The following is a 21,116-nucleotide window of genomic DNA, read 5'->3' on the forward strand; positions in this document are numbered from 1 at the left end:
GGACGATCAGCCGCCCTTCAGGGCGCGGATATTGTCGGCATAGGCGCCGGGGCCGCCCTTGAACACCGCCGAGCCGGCGACCAGGGCCGTGGCCCCGGCGGCGACGCACTGCGGGGCGGTGGCCGGGGTGACGCCGCCGTCGACCTCGATGATGATGTCCAGCCCGGCCTTGTCGACCATCCGGCGCAGGGCTTCCACCTTGCGCAGCTGACCGGGAATGAAGCTCTGGCCGCCAAAGCCCGGATTGACCGACATGACCAGCAGCAGGTCGACGTCCTCGAGGATCCACTCCACATGGTCGATCGAGGTGGAGGGGTTGAACACCACCCCGGCCTTGGCCCCCAGTTCGCGGATGCGCTTGAGGGAGCGGTGCAGGTGCGGCCCGGCCTCGGGGTGGATGCTGATGATGTCCGCGCCAGCGGCGCGAAAGGCTTCCAGATAAGGGTCCGCCGGGCTGATCATCAGGTGGACGTCGAACGGGATGCTGGCGTGCGGCCGGATCGCTTTGACGATGTCGGGGCCGAGCGTGATGTTGGGCACGAAATGGCCGTCCATCACGTCGACATGCACCCAGTCGGCGCCGGCGGCCTCGATGGCGGCGACCTCCGCGCCCAGCTTGGCGAAGTCGGAAGCGAGGATGGACGGGGCGATGAGCGGTGCGGCGGTCATGCCCTTGGCTTAACCGGCGTCGCGGCGTGGGACAAGCAAGCGCGTTGTCGCGCTTTTGGCTGGTTCTTTCATAGTCGCTTTTTCATCCCGCTCTCCCCGGCGAAGGCCGGGGTCCAGATCCAGCCTGAGCATCTGGGGATGTCGCGCCGGGTCTCTGAGCTAGACAGGCTGGCGCCCTGGGCGCGATCTGGGTCCCGGCGTTGGCTTCGCCGCCCTTCGGGTCGCCGGGAAGAGCGGGTTAGGGGAGCCTGACGAATCGCGCCGCGAAGAAGCCGTCCTGACCGCCATCCAGCTGATGCGGCAGCAGGCGCAGCGTGCCCCGCGCGGTCAGGCTGGCGGCCGGCGCGCCGGCCTCGCCCGAAGCGATGGGGTCCAGGCGCATGTCGGGCCGGCGGGCGAGGAAGGCCTCGACCTGGGCCTCGCCCTCTTCAGGCTCCAGCGAGCAGACGCAATAGACCAGTCGCCCACCGGGCTTGGTTTTGTCGGCGGCGGCGTCGAGCAGACGGGACTGAACGCCGGCCAGGCTGGCCACGTCGCCGGGACGGGCGGCCCACAGCACATCGGGGTGGCGGCGGAAGGTGCCGGTGGCCGAGCAGGGCGCGTCCAGCAGCACGGCGTCGAAGGTGCGCGGATCGTCCCACGCGCCGGCGTCGGCGACCACGACCTCGGCGGTCAGGTTCATGCGCCTGAAATTGTCGGAAAGCCGCTCCAGCCGGGCGGCCGAGCGGTCGACGGCGACCACGCTGGCGCCGGCCGCGGCCAGCTGCAGGCTCTTGCCGCCGGGCGCGGCGCACAGGTCGACGGCGGTCTCGCCGGCCTTGACGTTCAGAAGGCGGGCGGGGACGGCGGCGGCGGCGTCCTGCACCCACCAGCCGCCTTCCTCGAAGCCCGGCCAGGCGGCGACGTCGCCCTTGCGGCTGGCGCGCAGCGTGCCGCCGGGCAGGATCTCGCCCTCCAGACGCTGGGCCCACGATTCGGCCAGAGCCGGATCCTTCAGCGACAGGTCGGCGGCCGGTTCATTGGCGATTTCCAGGGCGACGGCGCGGGCGGTGTCCAGACCCCAGGCGGCGGTCCAGCGGGTGAACAGCCATGGCGGGGCCAGCTGTTCGGGATCATCGGACGGCGGGCCGTCGCGCAGCAGGCCGCGCAGCACGGCGTTGACCAGGCCCTTGAAGGGGCGGCTGGCCTTGTTGATCCCGGCCATTTCGACGCTGGTGGCCACGGCCGCGAAGGCGGGCACATCCAGATAGAAGGCCTGCACCACGCCCAGGCGCAGCAGGTTGCGCACGCGCGGCGGCGGCTCCTTCTGCAGCTTGGCCGACAGGGCGCGGTCGATCGGTCCCAGGCGGCGCAGGGCGGCCATGGCCAGGGCGCGGGCGAAGGCGCGCTCGCGCGGCTCCAGGAAGCGGAAGCCGTGGGCGGACGCGGCTTCGTCGATGCCGCCGCGACGCGACAGGGCCGCGTCTATGAGGGTAAGCGCGGCTTCCCGGGCGGGGAGGCCGTCATTGAGTTCTTGGTTCACCGCCCCGCCGTGCCCCGAGGCGACGGCGAGCGCAAGCGGTTTGAGCGAAAAATCAGGCGCCGCCTAGGCGATCCTGGGCTTGCGGAACGCGCTGGAGATCACCGTCAGGCCGAACACCAGGAAGCCAGCCACCACCGACAGGCCGCCCACGGCCAGCAGCGGACCAAACACCGACGGCGGACCCTTTTGGCCAAGATAGAGGTACAGGCCGCTGATCATGCTGATCACGCCGATATTGGAGAGGGTGAAGTTGACGAGCTTGACCCAGCTGGCCACGGCCTGACCGAGCACGGCGTAGAACGTGCCCATCAGGCCCAGGCTCACCCAGCCCAACAGATTGAGGTGAGCGTGGGCGGAGTAGGCGCCGTGATCCTTCGAGATGCTCATGGCCAGGCCCCAGGAGACGCCGATCATGGCGTAAAGGGCGGCGGCGGCGAAGAAGGCGTGAGGCCAACGATGTGTGTTCATGTCGGATTCCCCCGGTATCTGAACGTGGATATTTGAAGCCGGGGGTTGAACACTGCCGTGCTGGCGCGATCAAGCGCGATGATGTTAAACCTTCGTCATGTCTGACCTTTCCGCGCCTCCGCCCGAATTGGGCGCCGCCCCCGACAAGCCGCTGACCCCCGCCGCCCGCCGCGCGCTGGAGGAAGCCGCCGCCCGCCGCGCCGCCGCCGAGGCGGTGGCGATGGCCGAGGAAAAGGGCGGCCGCGACGGCCCCGAGCCGACGCGCTTCGGCGACTGGGAGCGCAAGGGCGTGGCGGTCGATTTCTGAGGGGGCTGGGCGTTCCCTGCTCTCAGTGGCGGGAACGGAAATCAGGCGGCCGCTCGAAACCGGACATCGCGAGGGTCGGAGACGGGTGGGGAGCTGCCCTGCCTTTATACGACCGGCGGTGAAATCCTGGTCTTTCGCCAGTAGCTAACCAGCAGCGCAATTCCGAGCAACAGCGCCAAAGCTTCGGGTCGGGTAGGCGAACCCATAGTTCCCCATCGGTATACATCGTAGCCGCCCGTACTCACCGCGCCGATTAGGGTGAGCCATGCCAGCCAAGCGCTAATTCCGATGTCCCTCATTCTGAGAATGACCGCCAGCGATGCAAGCGATGCAAGCGCCATCGCGACAATTGATCGCCAACCTGGGAAATCGATGTGCTGCACATCAGTCCCTAACGCGGACTGAAATCGAAGCGTGTAGCCGAGCGCGAGATAGCCAAGTTGTAAGGCAGCTACCACCAAGTAAGCCGCCAACATCGTCACAAGCGCGACCACGGCGAAATGTCTTCTGTTCACCCTGCACCTCCAAACCAAAGCGGAGCATTGCTAGCCGGCCGAACGTCCGCAACGGGTCGGGTCCGGAATTGATGACCCCGCCCGTAACCGGACATTGGCCGCCATGCCGGAAAGCGGACAGGGCGAAGTTCAGCTAGGGGTGGTTGGCAGACGGAAGGTCGACGCGGATCGATAGCCGGGAAGTGGCCAGCGGCGCGAAGCCGCTCGATCAGTTCACCGGCTCCCTGCGTTCGCGCAAAGCCCGTCTCCGCGTCCGTCGCGCCAATGAACGCCGTGAGGATCACAACACCTGACGGAAGCGCGAACTCTTGATCGAAGCCCTCCGGCTCGACCATGATCAGGTTTCTCACCAGGCAATCTGAGCGGCCATCTATAGGGCCATGGAGCGGAACGCGATCGTGGAGGGAAAGGCGCTGGCCGGAAGGAAAGCGGCCAGCGTCGAGCAGGAGGTCAAAGGCGAGCATCGATTGCAGCGCCTGAATGGCCCAGTCAGCCTGCTCTACGGTTGCTAGGGTAAACTCAACACCGGCGCCAGACTCCCCATCCGGATCATAGTCGGCTGGATCGTCGAGCCACGGATTGGAATAGCCGGAGGTAACGTAGAGCCACGAGGGACGGGCGGCGGTTGGGGCGAACTCCATCACGCCCATGAACAGCCATCGCGGGTCGATCTCTTGTTGGCCGAAGCGATTACTGAACGTCTCTTGGGTGAGCGGAAAAATCCCCCGGCTCAGCGGTCCAAAGAGCTTTGGGTAAATCTCTTCCTCGCGGATACGCCAAACTTCTTCGAGATCCACACCTGCCTCCGCCACTACCTGCGGCCGACGAATAGCTTAGCTTTGCACGGCGCAGAAGCTGACTTGTTGCGGGTCCGCGATGGGTCGAAAGCAGATATTGGCGTCTGCCCCGAAAGCGGACGCCTCGCGTCCCGCTCATCCTTACATCTCTTGGAGGCTGTAGCGTGCCGGACTGTAGAGGTCTGTCAAGGACGGCCCTCCGGGCCGCCGCGGCGCGGCCGGTCGAAGACCGGTCCTTGAGAGACCTCTACAGTCCGGCGATCGTTTCGCCGTGAGATGTAAGGATGGCTCCCTTCGCGGAGGGCGAAGGCACGGCGACCTAAAATCAGCCGTCACTCCCGCCCCACCGAAATTCACGGCATCCTTCGTCGCAGGGCTTCAAGCGCCGTCGGTATCGGTTAACGTCAGGCTCACACCCGAAGGAGGCCGTTGTCTTGCGTCTGTTCGCCCGGTTCTGCGCGGTCCTTGCCGCCGCCTTCGTGTTCGCCGCGCCGCCGGTTCTGGCCAGGCCGCAAGCCACGCTGACCGCCGGCGCGGTCGCCTCGCCTGACCGCTATGGCGCCCTGGCCGCCGAGGAGATCCTGAAAGCGGGCGGCAACGCCGTGGATGCGGCGGTGGCTACCGCCTTCGCCCTGGCGGTGACCTATCCCGAGGCCGGCAATCTGGGCGGCGGCGGCTTCATGACCCTGCTGGTCGACGGCAAGCCCTATTTCCTCGACTACCGCGAGACCGCCCCCGCCGCCGCGCGAGCCGACATGTTCCTGGGCGCCGATGGCGAGCCGGTGGCCGAGCGGTCGATGTACGGCAATCTGGCGGTCGGCACGCCGGGCACGGTGCGCGGCATGGCCATGGCTCACAAGCGGTTTGGCAAGCTGCCCTGGGCCAAGGTGCTGGCGCCGTCGATCCGCTATGCCCGCGACGGCTTTCTGGTCACGCCGCAGCTGATCGGCATCCTGGACGGCAGCCGCGCGCCGTTCGCGGCCACCAATTTCGAGGCGCATTTCGGCGGGCTGAAGGCCGGACAGATGTTCCGTCAGCCGGCTCTGGCCGACACGTTGGAGCGCATCGCCAAGGGGGGCGACAGGGGCTTCTATGAAGGCCAGACCGCCGACCTGATCGTCACCCAGATGCAGCGGGGACCGGCGAAGGGTCTGATCACGAAGGCGGACCTGGCCGCCTACAGGGCCGTGTGGCGCGAGCCGCTGCGGGCCGACTGGCGCGGCTATGGCGTGATCACCGCCCCGCCGCCCAGTTCGGGCGGCATCGCCCTGATGCAGCTGCTGCTGATGAAGCAGGACGCGGCCAGGCTGTTCGCGGACGCGCCGTTGAACAGCCCGCAATACATCCATCTGGTCTCGGAGATCGAAAAGCGGGTCTTCGCCGACCGGGCGGAATATCTGGGCGATCCGGACTTCGTGAAGGTCCCGGTCGCGGCCCTGATCGCCCCGGCCTATGTGGCCCGGCGCGCCGCCGGGATCGATCCGGACAGGCCCTCACCGACCCAGGCGGTGGTTCCGGGGCTGGAAAAGCCGCAGACGACCCACTTCTCGATCGTCGACCGCTGGGGCAACGCCGTCTCCAACACCTATACGCTGAACGGCTGGTTCGGCTCGGGCGTGGTGGTCGAGGGGGCGGGCTTCCTGCTCAATGACGAGATGGACGATTTCTCGGCCAAGCCCGGCGCGCCCAACATGTTCGGGGTGGTGGGGGGCTCGGCCAACGCCATCGCGCCGGGCAAGCGGCCCCTGTCGTCCATGACGCCGACCATCCTGACGAAAGACGGCAAGGTCGCGATGGTGATCGGCACGCCGGGCGGCTCGCGGATCTTCACCTCGGTGTTCCAGGTGCTGGCCGACGTCTATGACCACGGCCTGTCGCTGGCCGACGCCCAGAAGGTCCAGCGTTTCCACCACCAGCTATTGCCCGACAACACGATCTTCTTCGAGCCCTACGCCCCGCCGTCGGACTCGCTGAAGGCGGCGCTGGCGGCGCGGGGCTACGTGACCGAGACCCAGGACTATAACGGCGATATCGAAGCGATTCAGGTGGTGGACGGGACGCCTGTTCCTGTGGCGGATCCTCGGGCGCGGGGCGTGGCGCTGGTGGTGCAATAGGCCTCCTCCCGCAAGGGGAGCGGGAATCATCGTCGCAGGAACGGAGGAACCTTCGTCTCCAGCAGCTTCACCAGCGCCGGGTCCATGAACGGGTAGTCGTCGGGAATGCCCAGCACGATCACCCGGGCGTTTTTCAGATACGGCTTGAAGCGTTTGGACAGCTTGTTTTTGTGCGCCTGCTCCATGACCAGAACCAGATCAGCCCACTCAAGCTCCTCGGGGGTCACAGGGTTGCCGCAGGTGTCGTCGAGGCCGGCGGAGCTGACTTCGATACCGGGCCATTTGGCGAACACCTGCTCGGCGGTCGGGCTGCGCAGGCGGTTCTGACTGCAAACGAACAGCACGTTCACGCGCCTAAACTCCCGCCATCTCCGCGATTACCTTCAGCGCCGCCTCGCGCGGGTCGTTGGCCGCCGTGATCGGACGGCCGCAGACCAGGTGGCTGGCGCCGGCGCGCAGGGCGTCGGCCGGGGTGGCCGCTCGGGCCTGGTCGTTCTTGGCCGACCAGTCGGGGCGCACGCCGGGCGTCACCACCAGGAAGTCGGGCCTTGAGGCGCCATGGGCGATCTCACGGGCCAGAGCCGCCTCGTGCGGGCTGGAGACCACGCCGTCGACGCCGCAGTCGAGGGCCTGGCGGATGCGACGCTCGACGAGGTCGCGGGCGCCGAAGGCGTAGCCCATCTCGACGAGGTCCGCGTCGGTCAGGCTGGTCAGCACGGTGACGGCCAGGATCTTCAGGTCCGAGCCGCCCCGCGCCAGCACGGCGGCGCGCATCACCTGCGGTTCGGCATGGACGGTCAGCAGGTCGCAGCCGGCCTGGGCCAGCACCCGGGCCGAGCGCTCAACGGTCGCGCCGATATCGTGCAGTTTCCAGTCGAGGAAGACCTGCTTGCCGTCCTTCTTCAGCTCGGCGGCCAGGCCCATGCCGCCGGTCGCCAGCAGCTCCAGGCCGATCTTGTAGAAGCTGACGCTGTCTCCCAGCCGGTCGACCATGGCGCGGGCCTCGTCGACGCTGGGCAGGTCCAGCGGGATGATCAGGCGCGGATCAGCGGTCATGGTCACTGTCATGGTCTGGGCCCCGGGGGTTGGCGCATGGCGGCGCTTCACCTTAAGACAGGCGAAGATCCGGTGCGTTGGAAGGTAGGGACGTCGAATGACCGAGGCCAAACTTGCCGTCAACTTCTTCATCGCCCTGTTCGCCCTGATCGACCCGATCGGCAACGTGCCGCTGTTCGCCGCCGCCACCCTGGGCGCCGCCGCCGCCGGGCGGCGGATGGTGGCCGTCTATATCGGCCTGTTCGTCGCGGCCTTCCTGATCTTCTTCTATTTCACGGGCGTCACCCTGCTGGCCTTCTTCGGCATCTCGATGCCGGCCTTCCGCATCGCCGGCGGCATCATCCTGTTCATTCTCGGGCTGGACATGCTGCGTGACGACTTCACCACCATGTTCGCTGATGCGGCCGAGGGCATCGAGGGCCAGTCGGCGCGGGCCTACGCCCAGAAGCGCTTCGAGCGGCTGATCGTGCCGTTCGCCATGCCGCTGCTGATCGGGCCGGGCGCGATCTCGACCGTGATCATCTACGCCGCTGAGGCCAAGCCGTTCGGCTGGGCGGGCCTGGGCCTGGGCGTGGGCGTGATCACCGCGGTGTCGGTGGTGCTGGTGGCGGTGTTCTGGGCCTCGCCGCTGATCAGCCGGGTGCTGGGCCGGATCGGCATGAGCATCGTGGTGCGGGTGCTGGGCCTGATCCTGTGCGCCCTGGCGGTGCAGTTCGTGCTGATCGGCGTCGGCGACGCCACGCGGGGCCTGGTCCGGCAGGACGCCAAGGCGCCGTACGCGGAAGCGAAGTGATCTTTCGGCCCTTGCGATACTTGCATCGCACCGGATGCGGGCCTCAGTGCTCCTCGGAGTGAAGGCAGAGGATCGCGCGATAGGCGCACAGGTCACCGACCAGAGCCTGTTCGTCCAGCAGGATACGAGCCTTGTCGGCTTCGCCCAGCAGCTGGATGATATAGCTCTGCTGGTCGTTTCCCTGGCGGTCGACGAACGGGTTCTGAAGGCTGGCGGGAACGGCAAGGTCGGGAACCGCGCCGATATCCGCATTGGTCAGGCCCGCTGCGTAGAACATCAGATGCGGCATCGCCATCGTGTGGACCTTCATGTCGGGAGGGCCGACGGTGCGCATGATGGGGGCGACCATGTAGGACAGACCAGGCTTGATCGGCGGGGCGTAGGTTCCGTTAGCCCAGTCACCGGAAATGCGCGCCTCAAGCGCTTTGGCGGACAGCCCCCGGGCGCGCAAGGCGGCCGCATCCATGATCACCTTCAGATAGGTTTTCGCGCCTGCGGCGTCGTAGCAGAGCGGGATATAGATGTCGTCGCGGTAGTCCCCGAGTTCCCAGGCCGTGCGCTGGACAAGACAGGCGACGCCGCTGGTCCCGACTCTGGCGAGTCGATAGCCCTGCTCGGGATCGAGGATATAGGCTGACGCCGCCTTTCGAAGCGGCGCGGGTACGGCGCTCAAGGCGAACCGGATTTCCAGCTCGGCGGGCATGGCCTGCAGACCTGTCGAGCGCGATGTTTCAGCGATCGCCGGGCTGACCGCCGTGGCGGCTGCCATGGCAAGCAGGGCCTGGCTCAGGAAATGGAGAGGGGACCTTGTCCCGCGCCGAGGAGATTGCGTTCCGCTGGTCATCGCGTTGGCGGTCGTGAAGGCGCTCTTGCCGATAGAAGAGGGCATATCCGGCTTTCATGTTGGGTTGAGCTAAGCAGCCAAGGGCGGCTCCTGGGGTCGGGCGGACCGCTTGGCCGCGGCTTGATCAGCCCGCCAGACGCTTTTCGTAGTCCGCCTTCAGGCCCAGCCAGTGATCCCAGAACGGCTTGGCCGTCTTCCGGCCGGCCATGGTCGCGGCCAGGATGTCGAGGTGAGCGTGCCAGCCGGCGCTGACGTTCAGCAGCACGGCAGGATCGGTGACGCGGTGGTGGGTCAGGGTCAGCAGCACCTCTGATCCCTGCGGCTCCAGCTCGAAGGTCACGCCGCCCGTGGAGCCCCAGGTGATGGCCAGCTTGCGCGGCGGGTCGAAGGCGGTGATGCGGCCTTGCATGCTGTGATCGGTGGGGAAGCCCTCGGGGCGCTGGCCCGGCGGGTCGGTCAGCTCGTCATTGCGCCAGGTCAGCTCGAAGGGCGTGTCGACGCCGGCCGCCATCTGGCCCGAGGCCAGCCACTGGCGGCGCAGTTCGCTCTGCGTGAGATAGCTCCAGACCCGCTCGACGGGGCCGGGCAGCAGGCGCTGGATCTTAAGGGTGGCGGGTTCGACGACGACGCCATAGGCGTCGAGGGTCACGGTGTCGGTCATTGATCGTCTCCTTTCGGGGTGGGGGCGTCGGCTTGCCGCAGCAGGCCTTCGAGGATGTCGAGGCGGCCGTTCCAGAAGCGCTCATAGACGCCGAGCCACTGGTGGGCGCTGGCCAGGGGGCCGGGATCGAGGCGGCAGATGTGGGTGCGGCCGCGCACCTCGCGGCGGATCAGGCCGGCGGTCTCCAGCGCCTTGATGTGCTTGGAGGCGGCCGCCAGCGAAATCGAGAACGGCTGGGCCAGCTGGCTCACCGTGCGCTCGCCGGCCGCCAGCTCGCCCAGCATCCGCCGACGGGTGGCGTCGCCGAGGGCGTGGAAAACGGTGTCCAGCTGTTGTGTGTGTAATTCAACCATGTGGTTGAATATGTAGGCGCGGATCTGAAGAGTCAACCAATGGGTTGAATGAGGGGGTTCAGACCTTGCGGAAGCGGCCGCCCTGGTTGGCCATCAGCGCCAAAGCCCAGTCATCGGGCAGGATCTTGGCGATCGCCGCGATGGTCTTGTTGGGCGCGCCGGGCACGCAGACCGGGCGGTTGGCCTCGACGGCCTCGTAGCCCGAGGCGGCCACCTCGTCGGCCCCCAGCCACAGCCAGGCGGGCAGGGACTGGCTGACCTGGGCGCGGGTGCCGTTGACGTCGTGGAATTCCGAATAGGTGAAGCCCGGGCACAGGGCGCTGACATGCACCCCGGTCGACAGGTTCTCCAGGTGCAGGCTCTGGGAGAACTTCACCAGGAAGCCCTTGGTCGCCGCATACAGGGTGTGGCCGGCCGCGCCGGGGACCAAGCCCGCCAGCGAGGCGACATTGACGATGCGGCCAAACCGCCGCTCGACCATGCCCGGCAGCACCTTGTGGGCCAGCTCGCAGACCGAGGTCAGCATAACCTGCAGGAACTTGCCCTGGTCGGCCCAACTGGTGGTCGCATAGGTCCCGGGCAGGCCGTAGCCGGCGTTGTTGACCAGCACGTCGACCACACGGCCCTGGGCCTCGACTCCGGCCAGCACGGCGTCGACCCCGGCCGGGTCGGCCAGGTCGGCGGCGATGGCGTAGGCCTCAACGCCGAAGCGCAGGCGGATCTCGGCGGCCAGGGCCTCCAGCCGGTCAGCGCGGCGCGCGGTCAGGGCCACGTCATAGCCATGGCTGGCCAGGATGCGGGCGAAGGCGGCCCCGATGCCGGCGGAGGCGCCGGTGATCAGGGCGAGGCGGCGGGCCATGGTGGTGTCCGATGCGAAAGCGAAACTTCGCTGGAGACCAGCACGGCCGGCGATTTGGTTCAAGGCGGGTGCAAGGGCCCCTTTCCAGACCAGAAAGGGGGAGGGGGCGTCGGGGGTTGGGGATCGACGCCCCCTCGGGTCGCGACGTGGGCTCACATCACGACGGCTCGATCGCCGGGAGGGATCCGGCGAGAGAGGTTTGGCCTAGGCGGCCCCTAGGCGGCCTTCTCGAGGGCCGCGTCGGCGCCCTGGGTCCAGCGCAGGGCGGCCTTGGCGACGCGTTCGCCCAGCAGGCGGGCGGTCTCGCGGTCGCCGGCCGGCGGCGTGATCTCGGGCGAGGCGTTGTCGCTCTGGGCGGCCAGGCCGATGAACGAGCCGACGCGGTTGAGCGTGTCGGGACCGCGTTCGGCGGCGGTGACGGCGGGGGACGGGACGCCCAGATTGATCCAGTTCATGCCGTGCTGGGCCGCCAGGATGGTCAGGCTGGCCAGGGCGTGGCCCTTGTCGCCGGCGAAGCTGTGCGAATTGGTGAAGCCCGCGGCCAGCTTGTCCTTCCAGGCGCCGGTGAAGAAGGCGCTGGAGGTGGCGTCGGCGAACACTTTGAACACGCCCGAGACGTCGCCCATATAGGTCGGGGCGCCGAACACCACGGCGTCGGCCTTGGTGATGGTCTCGATAAAGGGCGCGAAGTCCTGGTCGGCGCTTTCGATCTTCAGCAGCACGGCGGTCTGGCCGGCGTCGCGGACGCCCTGGGCGACCTTGTCGGCGAGAACAGCGGTGTGGCCGTAACCGGAATGATAGACGATGGCGACGGTGGTCATGGGGATATCCCTTGTTTAGAAACTGAACCTGTAGCGGTTACGTAATGTCGCTTTCCGGACTCGCCAGAGGGATCAGCAACAAATGTTGGTGCAGTTTTTCTGGGGCGGGATTCAGGCTGGATCGAAATGCAAACTCCCGCTCTCCCCGGCGAAGGCCGGGGCCTAGATCCAGCCCGAGCGTTAGGGGGTGATGCGCTCAGGCGCTGTGGGGCGTTAGCGGATGGCGGTGGGTTCGATCTGGGCCCCGGCCTTCGCCGGGGAGAGCGGATTTAGTGCGCGTCCGCCAGCAGGTCAGCCACGGTGATCTGGCCCAGGCGGTCGTGGGCTGCGGTATTGGCGGCGGTGATGGCGGCGCTGACGGCGTCGGGGATCTTTTCGCCGACCGGGCAGCCCTTGACCCCGGGAGGGGCGACGCCGAGGTGGGCGCAGCCGTTGACGGCCCGCAGCACCAGGTCGAGCGTGATCTCTTCGGCCGGCCGCAGCAGCCAGGCTCCGCCATTGGCGCCGGCCCGGGCCCCGATCAGTCCGGCCTTGCCCAGCATGGCGGTCACCCGCCGCACGACGACGGGATTGGTCGGCACCGAGGCCGCCAGCTCGACGCTCGCCACCGCACGATCAGGCGAAAAGGCCTGCTTGTGCGCCAGATAGGCGAGGGCGTGAGCCGCCACGGGAAACTTTTGGCTGTCGGACATCTCGAAAGGAACCTAAGGGCGATATGGGCGCGTTCAACCAAAAACTCGCCTTGGGCAAATTCCCGCCAGCGCCGAACGTCGCGTGACGATTGAACCCGGATCAGATTGGGTGTATCGCGCCGCGCTTGATCGATATGGGCCCGCCGCTCGCATTTTGCGAGAGGGGACGCCCGGAGACATTGAATGGCTTCCGAAGCCTCCAGCGACCCGACCCCGGATTGCGCGCCCGCCCCTTCCGACATTCCGCACCAACATGGACCCGACGCGAAGGGCCATGGCTTCTTCGCGCTCGCCCTGGGCTCGGTCGGGATCGTGTTCGGCGATATCGGCACCAGTCCGCTGTACGCCTTCAAGGAAGCCCTGCACGCGGCCGCCCATGACGGCGTCACCCGGTCCGAAATCTATGGCGTGGTGTCGCTGGCCCTGTGGGCGCTGATCCTGGTGGTGACGATCAAATATGTCGTCTTCATCATGAAGGCCGACAACAAGGGCGAGGGCGGGGTGCTGTCGCTGATGGCCCTGGCCCAGCACGCCATGGGCAAGCGCACCATGCTGGTGTTCGCCCTGGGCGTGGCCGGCGCGGCCCTGTTCTATGGCGACGCCCTGATCACCCCAGCCATGTCGGTGCTGTCGGCGGTCGAAGGCCTGAGAACCATTCCGGCGCTGGAAAACAGCGTCAACAATCAGGTCGTGCTGCTGATCGCCACGGTCATGCTGCTGGGCCTGTTCTTCATCCAGAGCCGCGGCACCGCCTCGGTGGGCAAGCTATTTGGCCCGGTCTGCGCCCTGTGGTTTGGCGTGATGTTCCTGCTGGGCGCCGTCAATCTGGCGCAGAACCCCGGCGTGCTGATGGCCATCAGCCCGCACTACGCCGTCGGCTTTCTGGCCGAGCATGGCCTGACCGGCTTCATCGTGCTGGGCGCGGTGTTCCTGACCGTCACCGGCGTCGAGGCCCTGACCGCCGACATGGGTCATTTCGGCCGCTGGCCGATCCAGGCGGCCTGGCTGTTCTTCGTCCTGCCCTGCCTGACCATGAACTATCTGGGTCAGGGCGCCTTCGCCCTCACCACCCTGAACGCCGCGGAGGCCGCAGGGCAGCCGATGCCGGAGCTGAACTGGTTCTTCGAAATGGCCCCGGCCGTGTTCCGCCTGCCGCTGGTGCTGCTGGCCGGTGCGGCCACCGTCATCGCCAGCCAGGCCGTGATCACCGGCGCCTTCTCCCTGACCCAGCAGGCCATCCAGCTGGGCCTGCTGCCGCGCCTGGACGTGCGTCGCACGTCTGAAACCCAGTCGGGCCAGATCTTCGTGCCGCAGCTGAACACCATGCTGCTGTTTGGCGTGCTGGCGATCATGTTCACCTTCCAGACTTCGTCGGCCCTGGCCCACGCCTATGGCCTGGCCGTGACCGGCACGATGATCGTGACCACCTGCATGGCCTTCATCGTCATGCGCCGCCTGTGGAAGTGGAGCCTGCCGCAGGCCCTGTGCTTCCTGGTGCCCTTCCTGACCCTGGACATCACCTTCCTCAGCGCCAACGCCCTGCGCTTCTTCTCGGGCGGCTGGCTGCCGGTGCTGATCGGCGCGGTGCTGTTCCTGATCATGGCCACCTGGGTGCGCGGCTCGCAGATCCTCACCGCCAAGACCCGCCGCGACAGCGTGCCCCTGGTCGACCTGATGGAGATCCTGCGGGCCCGCGCCCCGCACCGCGCCCCCGGCACGGCGATCTTCCTGACCTCCGACCCGGACATGACGCCCGTCGCCCTGATGCATAACCTCAAGCACAACAAGGTGCTGCACGAGCGCAATGTCATCCTGACCGTGCGCACCGGCGACACGCCGCGCATCGCCGACGACGACCGGGTCAAGATCGAAAAGGTCAATGACGACTTCAAGAAGGTCGTCATCACCTATGGCTTCATGGAAAGCCCGAACCTCCCCAAGGCCCTGGCCGTGTGCCGCAAGCAGGGTCTGAAGTTCGACATCATGGCCACCAGCTTCTTCCTGGGCCGCCGCTCGATCGTGCCGTCGGCCAACAGCGGCATGCCGCTGTGGCAGGACCGGTTGTACATCTTCCTGATGCGCAACGCCGCCAACCCGACCGACTTCTTCAAGATCCCGCCGGGCCGCGTGGTGGAGCTGGGCGCCCAGGTCACCGTCTGATGGAGACCGCCTTCCGCGTCATCGGCGATGGCCTGTCCATCGCCGCCATGGCCATCATCGCCTCCACGGCCCTGGGCGCGTTCAAGCGCATCCCCAAGGGCGTGGCCGTGCCGATGCAATGGGGTTTCGACGGCAAGGCGACCTGGCGCGCGCCGCGCACGGCGGGCCTGCTGCTGATCCCGCTGATCTCCATCGGGGTGATCTTCGCCTTCACCCTGTCGGGCGCGACCTTCCGCGTGCAGGGCGCCGAGGCGATGATGCTGCTGTGCGTCCGCGCCACCCTGGGGGCCCTTCTGGCTATGGGCCAGCTGCTGCATCTGCGCTTCGCCATCAAGACGTTGCAGGACGAAGGCAGGCTTTAGGTCTTGACCCGACGCCCCCGGCGCCCTTGAACGCGCCGACTCTTGTGTTTCCTCGCTAAGGACCCCGCTCATGGCTGACAAGTCCGTGAAGAAGGTCGTGCTCGCCTACTCCGGCGGCCTCGACACCTCCATCATTCTGAAGTGGCTGCAGACCGAGTACGGCGCTGAGGTCATCACCTTCACCGCCGACCTGGGCCAGGGCGAGGAAATCGAGCCGGCCCGGGCCAAGGCCCTGGCCGCCGGCGTCAAGCCCGAGAACATCTTCATCGAGGACGTGCGCGAGGAGTTCGTGCGCGACTACGTCTTCCCGATGTTCCGCGCCAACACGGTCTATGAAGGCCAGTACCTGCTGGGCACCTCGATCGCGCGTCCGCTGATCGCCAAGAAGCAAATCGAGATCGCCCGCAAGATGGGCGCCGACGCCGTCAGCCACGGCGCGACCGGCAAGGGCAACGACCAGGTCCGCTTCGAGCTGGGCTATTACGGCCTGGAGCCCGACATCACCGTGATCGCCCCCTGGCGCGAATGGGACTTCAAGTCGCGCGAGGCCCTGCTGGAATTTGCCGAACAGCACCAGATCCAGATCACCAAGGACAAGCGCGGCGAAGCGCCGTTCAGCGTCGACGCCAACCTGCTGCACAGCTCGTCGGAAGGTAAGGTCCTCGAGGATCCGGCCGTCGAGGCCCCCGAATTCGTCCACATGCGCACGATCGCGCCCGAGGATGCGCCGGACAAGCCGCACGTCTTCACGATGGACTTCGAGAAGGGCGACCCCGTCGCCATCGACGGCGTGGCCCTGTCGCCTGCCGCCCTGCTGACCAAGCTCAACGAGCTGGGCCGCGACAACGGCGTGGGCCGGCTGGACCTGGTGGAAAACCGCTTTGTCGGCATGAAGTCGCGCGGCGTCTATGAGACCCCCGGCGGTACGATCCTGCTGGCCGCCCACCGCGGCATTGAGTCGATCACGCTCGATCGCGGCGCCATGCACCTGAAGGACGAGCTGATGCCGAAATACGCATCGCTGGTTTACAACGGCTTCTGGTTCGCCCCCGAGCGCGAAATGCTGCAGGCGGCCATCGACTACAGCCAGACCAAGGTGTCGGGCCAGGTTCGCATCAAGCTCTACAAGGGCAATGTCTCGATCATCGGCCGCACCAGCCCCTACAGCCTGTACGATCAGGATCTGGTGACGTTCGAAGAAGGCAAGGTCGCCTACGATCACCGCGACGCCGGCGGCTTCATCAAGCTCAACGCCCTGCGTCTGCGGGTTTTGGCCAAGCGCGACCAGCGCACGAAGGGCTGATTTCCCGGAGCGCGCCGCCGGCAGCGGCGGCGCGCTAAGCCTCCATCTGTTGCGCGAGTGGACGTTTTGCTGCATCAGCGGCGCGTCACTAAGGACCCGGCCAGATCGGGTGGCTACCCCGGGCGCCGATCCCTCGGGAAACCGGACGGACTTCAGCGCGCCGCGCCAGGGTTCGCGAGCGACAGACTGAACCCTCCATGACCCTTCTTGCTTCGGCGCGTCAGCAATGGCTGGCCAATCCGCGCCGTGATCTGCTGGCGGGCACCGTCGTTGCCCTGGCCCTGATCCCGGAGGCCATCGCCTTTTCGATCATCGCCGGCGTCGATCCGGCCGTCGGGCTGTATGCCTCGTTCATCATCGCGGTGACCATCGCCCTGGTGGGCGGGCGGCCCGCCATGATCTCGGCGGCCACCGGGGCGATGGCGCTGGTGATGGTCACGCTGGTGCGCGATCACGGGCTGGAATATCTGTTCGCCGCCTCGCTGCTGTGCGGGGTGTTCCAGATCATCATCGGCCTGCTGAAACTGGGCCGCTATATCCGGTTTGTCTCCAGGAGCGTGATGACGGGCTTTGTCAACTCGCTGGCGATCCTGATCTTCCTGGCCCAGATGCCCGAGCTGATCGGCGCCAACTGGCAGACCTTCGCCATGGTCGGCGGCGGCCTGGTGATCATCTATGGCCTGCCGCGGATCACCAGGGCCGTCCCCTCGCCCCTGATCGCCATCATCGTCCTCAGCGCCCTGGCCATCTTCCTGGGCCTGGACGTGCGCACCGTGGGCGACATGGGCCAGATGCCGTCATCCCTGCCCGCCTTCCACCTGCCGGCCGTGCCGCTGACCTGGGAGACGCTGAGGATCATCGGGCCGATCTCGGCGACCCTGGCCTTCGTGGGCCTGCTGGAATCCCTGCTGACGGCCAATCTGCTGGACGACATCACCGACACGCCGTCCGATAAGGATCGCGAGACGCGCGGCCAGGGCATCGCCAATATCGCCGCGTCGCTGTTTGGCGGCATGGCCGGCTGCGCGATGATCGGCCAGTCGATCATCAATGTGACCTCCGGCGCGCGCGGACGGCTGTCGACCCTGTGGGCGGGGCTCTTCCTGCTGTTCCTGATCCTGGTGTTGCAGGATTGGGTCGCGAAGATCCCCATGGCGGCGCTGGTCGCCGTGATGATCATGGTCTCGGTGGGAACCTTCGACTGGAAGTCGGTGCTGAACCTGCGTTCCACACCGGTTCAATCGTCCATCGTCATGATCGCCACGACCTTGACGGTGGTCTTCACCCACGACCTGTCCAAGGGTGTGGTGCTGGGCGTGATCCTCTCGGCCATCTTCTTCATGCGCAAGGTCGGCAAGACCATCGCCGTGACCGAGGTCGAAACGCCCGAAGAAGGCGTGCTGCGCTACAGGGTCACCGGCCAGCTGTTCTTCGCATCAGCCGATCTGTTCGCCGCGAGCTTCGAGCACCATGGCCGTCCTACCCGCGTCGAGATCGACATGACGCAGGCCCACCTGTGGGATCTCACCGGCGTGGCGGCCGTCGACAAGGTGGTGTTCCGCTATCGCCGTCAGGGCGCGCAGGTCGACGTCATCGGCATGAACGCGGCAGGCCAGACCCTGGTGGACCGCGTCGGCAGGTCCGACAAGAGCCACCTGCCGGCTGGAGACGCCGCGCATTGAGCGCGCCTCAGATCCGGTTGTAGGGGTACCGGTCGCGGATCACCCGCTGGAAGAAGCGGCCCTTGGACGTCGAGCGGACGAAGGCGTCGCTGACGCGGGCCGGGACCCCCACATAGACGTATTCGTCGCCGTCACGGAACGTGACGAACAGCTTGCCGTGTTCTGGGCTGTAATCGATCTCAGCGATGGCCGTGGAGTGGACTTGCATGGCTGGAAGCCTCCGCGAAAGGACCGGGGTCGGACGTAAAGCGACGTTCCGCGCGATCTGGTTCCCCCGGCCCTGATGGGTGGGGCGCTGTCGCGCGGTGGCTCTGGCCTCGCCGGCCGATTGATGATGGTCTAGCGCCTTGTCGGCGAACCGCTTTGCGTTGGCGCAAAAGAGCGGGCCGAAAGGGGAGAAACACAACATGCAGCCACATTCCTGGGTCGCGATCGTCACGCTGGTCGCTCTGCTGGTCTACGTCTGGATGGGCGTTCGCGTCGGCGGGGCCCGCAAAAAAAGCGGAATCCATGCCCCGACCATGACCGGCGATCCCGAGCTGGAGCGCCATATCCGCGTCCAGGCCAATACGCTGGAATGGCTGCCGATCTTCCTGCCGTCGCTGTGGCTGTTCGCGGTCTACTGGAGCGATCTGGTCGCCACGATCGTCGGTGTGGTCTGGATCGTGGGCCGCATCCTCTACGCCCTCGGCTACGCCGCCTCGGCGGACAAGCGCGAGCTTGGTTTCATGATCCAGATGCTGGCGACGGCGGTTCTGCTGTTTGGCGCCCTGGGACGGGTCATCTGGATGCTGGTCGTGGTCGGCGCCTAGACATCGCTTTTCGACGGGCGGGGCCTCACCTATAGCGTGACCATGGCTCTTCCCGTCGATCCCGCCCGCTACGGCGCCTTCCTGGCCGCCATGTTCGTCATGGCCATCACGCCGGGGCCCGCCAACCTTTTCGCCATCGCCACCGGCATGGAAAAGGGCAAGGGCGCGGCGCTGCTGGGCGTGGCGGGCATGAACTGCGCCACCCTGATCTGGTTCGTCGGCTCGGCCCTGGGCCTGGGCGCCCTGATCATCGCCTTTCCAGCCGCCTTCCACATGCTGGCCCTGGCCGGCGCGGCCTATCTGGTCTGGCTGGGCCTCAAGTCCCTGTGGGCCGGCTGGAAGAACGCCGAGAGTCACGCGGTCGCCACGGTCAGGGGCGGCAAGTCGGCGTTTCTCGACGGCTTCACCGTCCAGATCGCCAATCCCAAGGCCCTGCTGTTCTTCACCGCCGTCCTGCCGCCGTTTCTCGACGTGGACCGGCCGCTGGTTCCGCAGCTGCTGATGTTCGCCTGCGCCACCATCGGCATGGACCTGATCAGCATGAGCGCCTACGGCCTGGGCGGCGCGGCCCTGTCGACCCGTATGAACGAGCCGGTGTTCCGCCGGGTCTTCGCCTTCGTGGTCGGGATCCTGCTGATCTGCGCGGCGATCCTGATCGTGTCGCGCGGCTGATTTTCGCCGCCGGATTTCCGGGCGGAAATCAAACGCCTTGGCGAAACCACAAAGCGTCGCCAGAGTTAGAGTCTAGACCCGCGAATTTGGGTCCCGGAGTGCTGTCCATGTCCCTGAAGAAAGCCGCCCTCGTCGCGGCCCTGGTCGTCGCCGCCGGACTTTCGGCCTGCGCGACCGCCACACCCTACCAGCCCAAGGCCACGTCCGGTTCGGTCACCGGCGGGTTCTCGGAACTGCGCCTGGAGGCCGACCGCTACCGCGTCAGCTTCGCCGGCAATAGCCTGACCTCGCGCGAGACCGTCGAGCGCTATCTCCTGTATCGCGCCGCCGAGCTCACCGTGCAGCAGGGCTATGACTGGTTCGAGACCGCCGACCGCCGCACCGACCGTACGGCCCGGACGGTGATCGATCCCGATCCGATGGCGCGGCCAGGCTTCGGCTATGGCTATCCCTATGGCTACTGGCGCCCGTCCTGGCGCTATTTCGGCCCCAGCTATGGCTGGCGCAGCTGGGACCCCTTCTGGGGGGACCCCTTCTTCTATGACCGCAGCCAGGTGCGCACCATCGAGCGCTTCGAGGCCGGCGCCGAGATCGTCATGCACAAGGGCGCCAAGCCCGAGGGCGATCCGCGCGCCTATGACGCCCGCGAGATCATGAAGAACCTGTCGTCCAGCATCGTTCTGCCGACGCCGAAGAAGTAGAGCGCATCTCCCTTCCCCCTTGATGGGGGAAGGGCCGGGGATGGGGATGATGCGGCGATGCAGCCGGCAAGCGCCCTATCACCCCCACCCAACCCTCCCCCATCAAGGGGGAGGGCTTTTTTATGCGGTTTAGCGCGGCGCCATGCGGATGCCGCCGTCGAGGCGCACGTCCTCGCCGTTGAAGTAGTCGTTGGTGATCATCGTCAGGGCCAGGTGAGCATATTCCTCGGGATTGCCCAGGCGCTTGGGGAACGGCACCGAGGCGGCCAGACCGGCCTTTACGGCTTCGGGCGCATTGTTCATCAGCGGGGTGTTGAAGATGCCCGGCAGGATGCAGTTGACGCGGATGCCTTCGCTCATCAGGTCGCGGGCGATCGGCAGGGTCATGCCCACCACGCCGCCCTTGGACGCCGAATAGGCCGCCTGGCCCATCTGGCCGTCTTCGGCAGCGACCGAAGCGGTGTTGACGATTGCGCCGCGCAGGCCGTCTTCCAGCGGCGCCAGGTCCAGCATGCCCTTGGCCGACTTGGCGATGCAGCGGAACGTGCCGACCAGGTTGATCTGGATGATGCGGTCGAAGGCGTCGAGCGGGAAGTGCTTGGTCTCGCCGGTGGCCTTGTCGCGGCCGGCGGTCTTGGCGGCGTTGCCGGTGCCGGCGCAGTTGACCAGGATGCGTTCCTGGCCGTGAGCGGCGCGGGCCTTTTCGAAGCCGGCGTCGACATCGGCGTCGGAGGTCACATTGACCTTGCAGAACACGCCGCCGATTTCCTTGGCCACTTCTTCGCCGCGGGCTTCGTTCATGTCGAACAGGGCGACCTTGACGCCGTGGGCGGCCAGGGCGCGGGCGGTGGCCTCGCCGAGGCCCGAAGCGCCTCCGGTGACGACGGCGGCGACGGTGTTGTCGAGTTTCATGGACGTTTCCCTGAGGTTTGCGTTTAAGATCGCTGTTGTGA

Annotated in this window: 25 protein-coding genes and 1 other annotated feature; of the genes, 10 read left to right on the top strand and 15 right to left on the bottom strand. The window is 67.0% G+C overall.

Annotation, left to right across the window (positions count from 1 at the left end; translation table 11 throughout):
• Nucleotides 1-6: 6 nt before the first annotated feature.
• The 3 genes from rpe to ACW17V_RS00485 all read right to left on the bottom strand — a co-directional run bounded on the left by rpe (nucleotide 7) and on the right by ACW17V_RS00485 (nucleotide 2,659).
• A complete protein-coding gene (gene rpe, locus ACW17V_RS00475) occupies nucleotides 7-669 on the bottom strand; it encodes a ribulose-phosphate 3-epimerase (RefSeq protein WP_419319597.1) in 663 nt (220 codons plus the stop codon).
• Nucleotides 670-907: 238 nt separating this feature from the next.
• Nucleotides 908-2,191 carry an RsmB/NOP family class I SAM-dependent RNA methyltransferase gene (locus tag ACW17V_RS00480; RefSeq protein WP_492106948.1) on the bottom strand — a complete coding sequence of 428 codons (1,284 nt, stop codon included), beginning with the start codon at nucleotides 2,189-2,191 and terminating at the stop codon, nucleotides 908-910.
• 63 nt (nucleotides 2,192-2,254) lie between these two features.
• Nucleotides 2,255-2,659 (bottom strand): hypothetical protein, encoded by a 405-nt coding sequence (locus tag ACW17V_RS00485; RefSeq protein ID WP_492106949.1) that lies wholly within the window; start codon nucleotides 2,657-2,659, stop codon nucleotides 2,255-2,257.
• A 97-nt stretch (nucleotides 2,660-2,756) separates the two neighbouring features.
• Here ACW17V_RS00485 and ACW17V_RS00490 point away from each other — a divergent pair, with 97 nt between their 5' ends.
• Entirely contained in the window at nucleotides 2,757-2,966 is a 210-nt protein-coding gene (locus ACW17V_RS00490) for a DUF1674 domain-containing protein (RefSeq protein WP_492106950.1), read from the top strand.
• Nucleotides 2,967-3,070: 104 nt separating this feature from the next.
• Here the strand turns inward: ACW17V_RS00490 and ACW17V_RS00495 are convergent, their stop codons facing one another.
• Together ACW17V_RS00495 and ACW17V_RS00500 are read right to left on the bottom strand one after the other, a co-directional pair.
• Entirely contained in the window at nucleotides 3,071-3,481 is a 411-nt protein-coding gene (locus ACW17V_RS00495) for a hypothetical protein (RefSeq protein ID WP_492106951.1), read from the bottom strand.
• On the bottom strand, nucleotides 3,478-4,278 hold the full coding sequence (locus tag ACW17V_RS00500; protein ID WP_492106952.1) for a suppressor of fused domain protein: 801 nt from the start codon (nucleotides 4,276-4,278) through the stop codon (nucleotides 3,478-3,480). Before ACW17V_RS00500 ends, ACW17V_RS00495 begins: the two co-directional genes overlap by 4 nt.
• A gap of 434 nt (nucleotides 4,279-4,712) precedes the next feature.
• Between ACW17V_RS00500 and ggt the strand changes: the two genes are divergently transcribed.
• Nucleotides 4,713-6,392, top strand: a complete 1,680-nt coding sequence (gene ggt / locus ACW17V_RS00505; protein ID WP_492106953.1) for a gamma-glutamyltransferase — start codon at nucleotides 4,713-4,715, stop codon at nucleotides 6,390-6,392.
• A 26-nt stretch (nucleotides 6,393-6,418) separates the two neighbouring features.
• Here the strand turns inward: ggt and ACW17V_RS00510 are convergent, their stop codons facing one another.
• Both ACW17V_RS00510 and pyrF read right to left on the bottom strand, forming a co-directional pair.
• The gene (locus tag ACW17V_RS00510; protein ID WP_492106954.1) at nucleotides 6,419-6,742 is read right to left on the bottom strand and encodes a low molecular weight protein tyrosine phosphatase family protein; all 324 of its coding nucleotides are present in this window, start codon (nucleotides 6,740-6,742) and stop codon (nucleotides 6,419-6,421) included.
• Between the two features lie 4 nt (nucleotides 6,743-6,746).
• The gene (pyrF, locus tag ACW17V_RS00515; protein ID WP_492106955.1) at nucleotides 6,747-7,448 is read right to left on the bottom strand and encodes an orotidine-5'-phosphate decarboxylase; all 702 of its coding nucleotides are present in this window, start codon (nucleotides 7,446-7,448) and stop codon (nucleotides 6,747-6,749) included.
• A 97-nt stretch (nucleotides 7,449-7,545) separates the two neighbouring features.
• On the opposite strand from pyrF, the gene ACW17V_RS00520 reads away from it, so the two are divergent.
• Entirely contained in the window at nucleotides 7,546-8,241 is a 696-nt protein-coding gene (locus ACW17V_RS00520; RefSeq protein ID WP_492106956.1) for a MarC family protein, read from the top strand.
• Between the two features lie 43 nt (nucleotides 8,242-8,284).
• On the opposite strand, the gene ACW17V_RS00525 is transcribed toward ACW17V_RS00520, so the two are convergent.
• The 6 genes from ACW17V_RS00525 to ACW17V_RS00550 all read right to left on the bottom strand — a co-directional run bounded on the left by ACW17V_RS00525 (nucleotide 8,285) and on the right by ACW17V_RS00550 (nucleotide 12,471).
• Entirely contained in the window at nucleotides 8,285-9,010 is a 726-nt protein-coding gene (locus ACW17V_RS00525; RefSeq protein WP_492106957.1) for a hypothetical protein, read from the bottom strand.
• 199 nt (nucleotides 9,011-9,209) lie between these two features.
• Nucleotides 9,210-9,746 carry an SRPBCC family protein gene (locus tag ACW17V_RS00530; protein WP_492106958.1) on the bottom strand — a complete coding sequence of 179 codons (537 nt, stop codon included), beginning with the start codon at nucleotides 9,744-9,746 and terminating at the stop codon, nucleotides 9,210-9,212.
• Nucleotides 9,743-10,099, bottom strand: coding sequence for an ArsR/SmtB family transcription factor (locus ACW17V_RS00535; protein WP_492106959.1), 357 nt, complete (start codon nucleotides 10,097-10,099; stop codon nucleotides 9,743-9,745). Before ACW17V_RS00535 ends, ACW17V_RS00530 begins: the two co-directional genes overlap by 4 nt.
• 58 nt (nucleotides 10,100-10,157) lie before the next feature.
• Complete coding sequence (locus ACW17V_RS00540; protein ID WP_492106960.1) at nucleotides 10,158-10,958, bottom strand: SDR family NAD(P)-dependent oxidoreductase; 801 nt, start codon at nucleotides 10,956-10,958, stop codon at nucleotides 10,158-10,160.
• Nucleotides 10,959-11,173: 215 nt separating this feature from the next.
• Nucleotides 11,174-11,779, bottom strand: coding sequence for a flavodoxin family protein (locus tag ACW17V_RS00545; RefSeq protein WP_492106961.1), 606 nt, complete (start codon nucleotides 11,777-11,779; stop codon nucleotides 11,174-11,176).
• A 269-nt stretch (nucleotides 11,780-12,048) separates the two neighbouring features.
• The gene (locus ACW17V_RS00550) at nucleotides 12,049-12,471 is read right to left on the bottom strand and encodes an Rrf2 family transcriptional regulator (RefSeq protein ID WP_492106962.1); all 423 of its coding nucleotides are present in this window, start codon (nucleotides 12,469-12,471) and stop codon (nucleotides 12,049-12,051) included.
• A 183-nt stretch (nucleotides 12,472-12,654) separates the two neighbouring features.
• Between ACW17V_RS00550 and ACW17V_RS00555 the strand changes: the two genes are divergently transcribed.
• From ACW17V_RS00555 to ACW17V_RS00570, 4 genes are all read left to right on the top strand, one after another.
• Nucleotides 12,655-14,631 (top strand): potassium transporter Kup, encoded by a 1,977-nt coding sequence (locus ACW17V_RS00555; RefSeq protein ID WP_492106963.1) that lies wholly within the window; start codon nucleotides 12,655-12,657, stop codon nucleotides 14,629-14,631.
• On the top strand, nucleotides 14,631-14,993 hold the full coding sequence (locus ACW17V_RS00560) for a hypothetical protein (RefSeq protein ID WP_492106964.1): 363 nt from the start codon (nucleotides 14,631-14,633) through the stop codon (nucleotides 14,991-14,993). Before ACW17V_RS00555 ends, ACW17V_RS00560 begins: the two co-directional genes overlap by 1 nt.
• A 70-nt stretch (nucleotides 14,994-15,063) precedes the next feature.
• Complete coding sequence (locus ACW17V_RS00565) at nucleotides 15,064-16,296, top strand: argininosuccinate synthase (RefSeq protein WP_492106965.1); 1,233 nt, start codon at nucleotides 15,064-15,066, stop codon at nucleotides 16,294-16,296.
• An 89-nt stretch (nucleotides 16,297-16,385) separates the two neighbouring features.
• Nucleotides 16,386-16,439 (top strand) — a sequence feature (sul1 is cis-regulatory element that is thought to sense ions involved in sulfur or methionine metabolism; They are found in Alphaproteobacteria).
• Between the two features lie 54 nt (nucleotides 16,440-16,493).
• A complete protein-coding gene (locus tag ACW17V_RS00570) occupies nucleotides 16,494-17,978 on the top strand; it encodes a SulP family inorganic anion transporter (protein ID WP_492106966.1) in 1,485 nt (494 codons plus the stop codon).
• 7 nt (nucleotides 17,979-17,985) lie between these two features.
• On the opposite strand, the gene ACW17V_RS00575 is transcribed toward ACW17V_RS00570, so the two are convergent.
• Nucleotides 17,986-18,186, bottom strand: coding sequence for a KTSC domain-containing protein (locus ACW17V_RS00575; protein ID WP_492106967.1), 201 nt, complete (start codon nucleotides 18,184-18,186; stop codon nucleotides 17,986-17,988).
• A 199-nt stretch (nucleotides 18,187-18,385) separates the two neighbouring features.
• On the opposite strand from ACW17V_RS00575, the gene ACW17V_RS00580 reads away from it, so the two are divergent.
• The 3 genes from ACW17V_RS00580 (at nucleotide 18,386) to ACW17V_RS00590 (ending at nucleotide 20,163) form a co-directional block, all read left to right on the top strand.
• Complete coding sequence (locus ACW17V_RS00580) at nucleotides 18,386-18,790, top strand: MAPEG family protein (RefSeq protein WP_492106968.1); 405 nt, start codon at nucleotides 18,386-18,388, stop codon at nucleotides 18,788-18,790.
• A 42-nt stretch (nucleotides 18,791-18,832) separates the two neighbouring features.
• Nucleotides 18,833-19,462 (top strand): LysE family translocator, encoded by a 630-nt coding sequence (locus ACW17V_RS00585; RefSeq protein WP_492106969.1) that lies wholly within the window; start codon nucleotides 18,833-18,835, stop codon nucleotides 19,460-19,462.
• 107 nt (nucleotides 19,463-19,569) lie between these two features.
• Nucleotides 19,570-20,163 carry a CC0125/CC1285 family lipoprotein gene (locus ACW17V_RS00590; protein ID WP_492106970.1) on the top strand — a complete coding sequence of 198 codons (594 nt, stop codon included), beginning with the start codon at nucleotides 19,570-19,572 and terminating at the stop codon, nucleotides 20,161-20,163.
• 129 nt (nucleotides 20,164-20,292) lie between these two features.
• Here ACW17V_RS00590 and ACW17V_RS00595 read toward each other — a convergent pair whose 3' ends face one another.
• Complete coding sequence (locus tag ACW17V_RS00595) at nucleotides 20,293-21,075, bottom strand: SDR family NAD(P)-dependent oxidoreductase (protein WP_492106971.1); 783 nt, start codon at nucleotides 21,073-21,075, stop codon at nucleotides 20,293-20,295.
• Between the last annotated feature and the right edge of the window lie 41 nt (nucleotides 21,076-21,116).

It is taken from the genome of Caulobacter sp. FV2ye17ST, from assembly GCF_058680955.1.

What these genes read in the sequence shown, in the direction of transcription:
- rpe (WP_419319597.1), bottom strand. Translation starts at nt 669, where the DNA reads ATGACCGCCGCACCGCTCATCGCCCCGTCCATCCTCGCTTCCGACTTC.
- ACW17V_RS00485 (WP_492106949.1), bottom strand. Translation starts at nt 2,659, where the DNA reads ATGAACACACATCGTTGGCCTCACGCCTTCTTCGCCGCCGCCGCCCTT.
- ACW17V_RS00490 (WP_492106950.1), top strand. Translation starts at nt 2,757, where the DNA reads ATGTCTGACCTTTCCGCGCCTCCGCCCGAATTGGGCGCCGCCCCCGAC.
- pyrF (WP_492106955.1), bottom strand. Translation starts at nt 7,448, where the DNA reads ATGACCGCTGATCCGCGCCTGATCATCCCGCTGGACCTGCCCAGCGTC.
- ACW17V_RS00520 (WP_492106956.1), top strand. Translation starts at nt 7,546, where the DNA reads ATGACCGAGGCCAAACTTGCCGTCAACTTCTTCATCGCCCTGTTCGCC.
- ACW17V_RS00525 (WP_492106957.1), bottom strand. Translation starts at nt 9,010, where the DNA reads ATGGCAGCCGCCACGGCGGTCAGCCCGGCGATCGCTGAAACATCGCGC.
- ACW17V_RS00530 (WP_492106958.1), bottom strand. Translation starts at nt 9,746, where the DNA reads ATGACCGACACCGTGACCCTCGACGCCTATGGCGTCGTCGTCGAACCC.
- ACW17V_RS00535 (WP_492106959.1), bottom strand. Translation starts at nt 10,099, where the DNA reads ATGGTTGAATTACACACACAACAGCTGGACACCGTTTTCCACGCCCTC.
- ACW17V_RS00540 (WP_492106960.1), bottom strand. Translation starts at nt 10,958, where the DNA reads ATGGCCCGCCGCCTCGCCCTGATCACCGGCGCCTCCGCCGGCATCGGG.
- ACW17V_RS00545 (WP_492106961.1), bottom strand. Translation starts at nt 11,779, where the DNA reads ATGACCACCGTCGCCATCGTCTATCATTCCGGTTACGGCCACACCGCT.
- ACW17V_RS00550 (WP_492106962.1), bottom strand. Translation starts at nt 12,471, where the DNA reads ATGTCCGACAGCCAAAAGTTTCCCGTGGCGGCTCACGCCCTCGCCTAT.
- ACW17V_RS00555 (WP_492106963.1), top strand. Translation starts at nt 12,655, where the DNA reads ATGGCTTCCGAAGCCTCCAGCGACCCGACCCCGGATTGCGCGCCCGCC.
- ACW17V_RS00560 (WP_492106964.1), top strand. Translation starts at nt 14,631, where the DNA reads ATGGAGACCGCCTTCCGCGTCATCGGCGATGGCCTGTCCATCGCCGCC.
- ACW17V_RS00565 (WP_492106965.1), top strand. Translation starts at nt 15,064, where the DNA reads ATGGCTGACAAGTCCGTGAAGAAGGTCGTGCTCGCCTACTCCGGCGGC.
- ACW17V_RS00570 (WP_492106966.1), top strand. Translation starts at nt 16,494, where the DNA reads ATGACCCTTCTTGCTTCGGCGCGTCAGCAATGGCTGGCCAATCCGCGC.
- ACW17V_RS00575 (WP_492106967.1), bottom strand. Translation starts at nt 18,186, where the DNA reads ATGCAAGTCCACTCCACGGCCATCGCTGAGATCGATTACAGCCCAGAA.
- ACW17V_RS00580 (WP_492106968.1), top strand. Translation starts at nt 18,386, where the DNA reads ATGCAGCCACATTCCTGGGTCGCGATCGTCACGCTGGTCGCTCTGCTG.
- ACW17V_RS00585 (WP_492106969.1), top strand. Translation starts at nt 18,833, where the DNA reads ATGGCTCTTCCCGTCGATCCCGCCCGCTACGGCGCCTTCCTGGCCGCC.
- ACW17V_RS00590 (WP_492106970.1), top strand. Translation starts at nt 19,570, where the DNA reads ATGTCCCTGAAGAAAGCCGCCCTCGTCGCGGCCCTGGTCGTCGCCGCC.
- ACW17V_RS00595 (WP_492106971.1), bottom strand. Translation starts at nt 21,075, where the DNA reads ATGAAACTCGACAACACCGTCGCCGCCGTCGTCACCGGAGGCGCTTCG.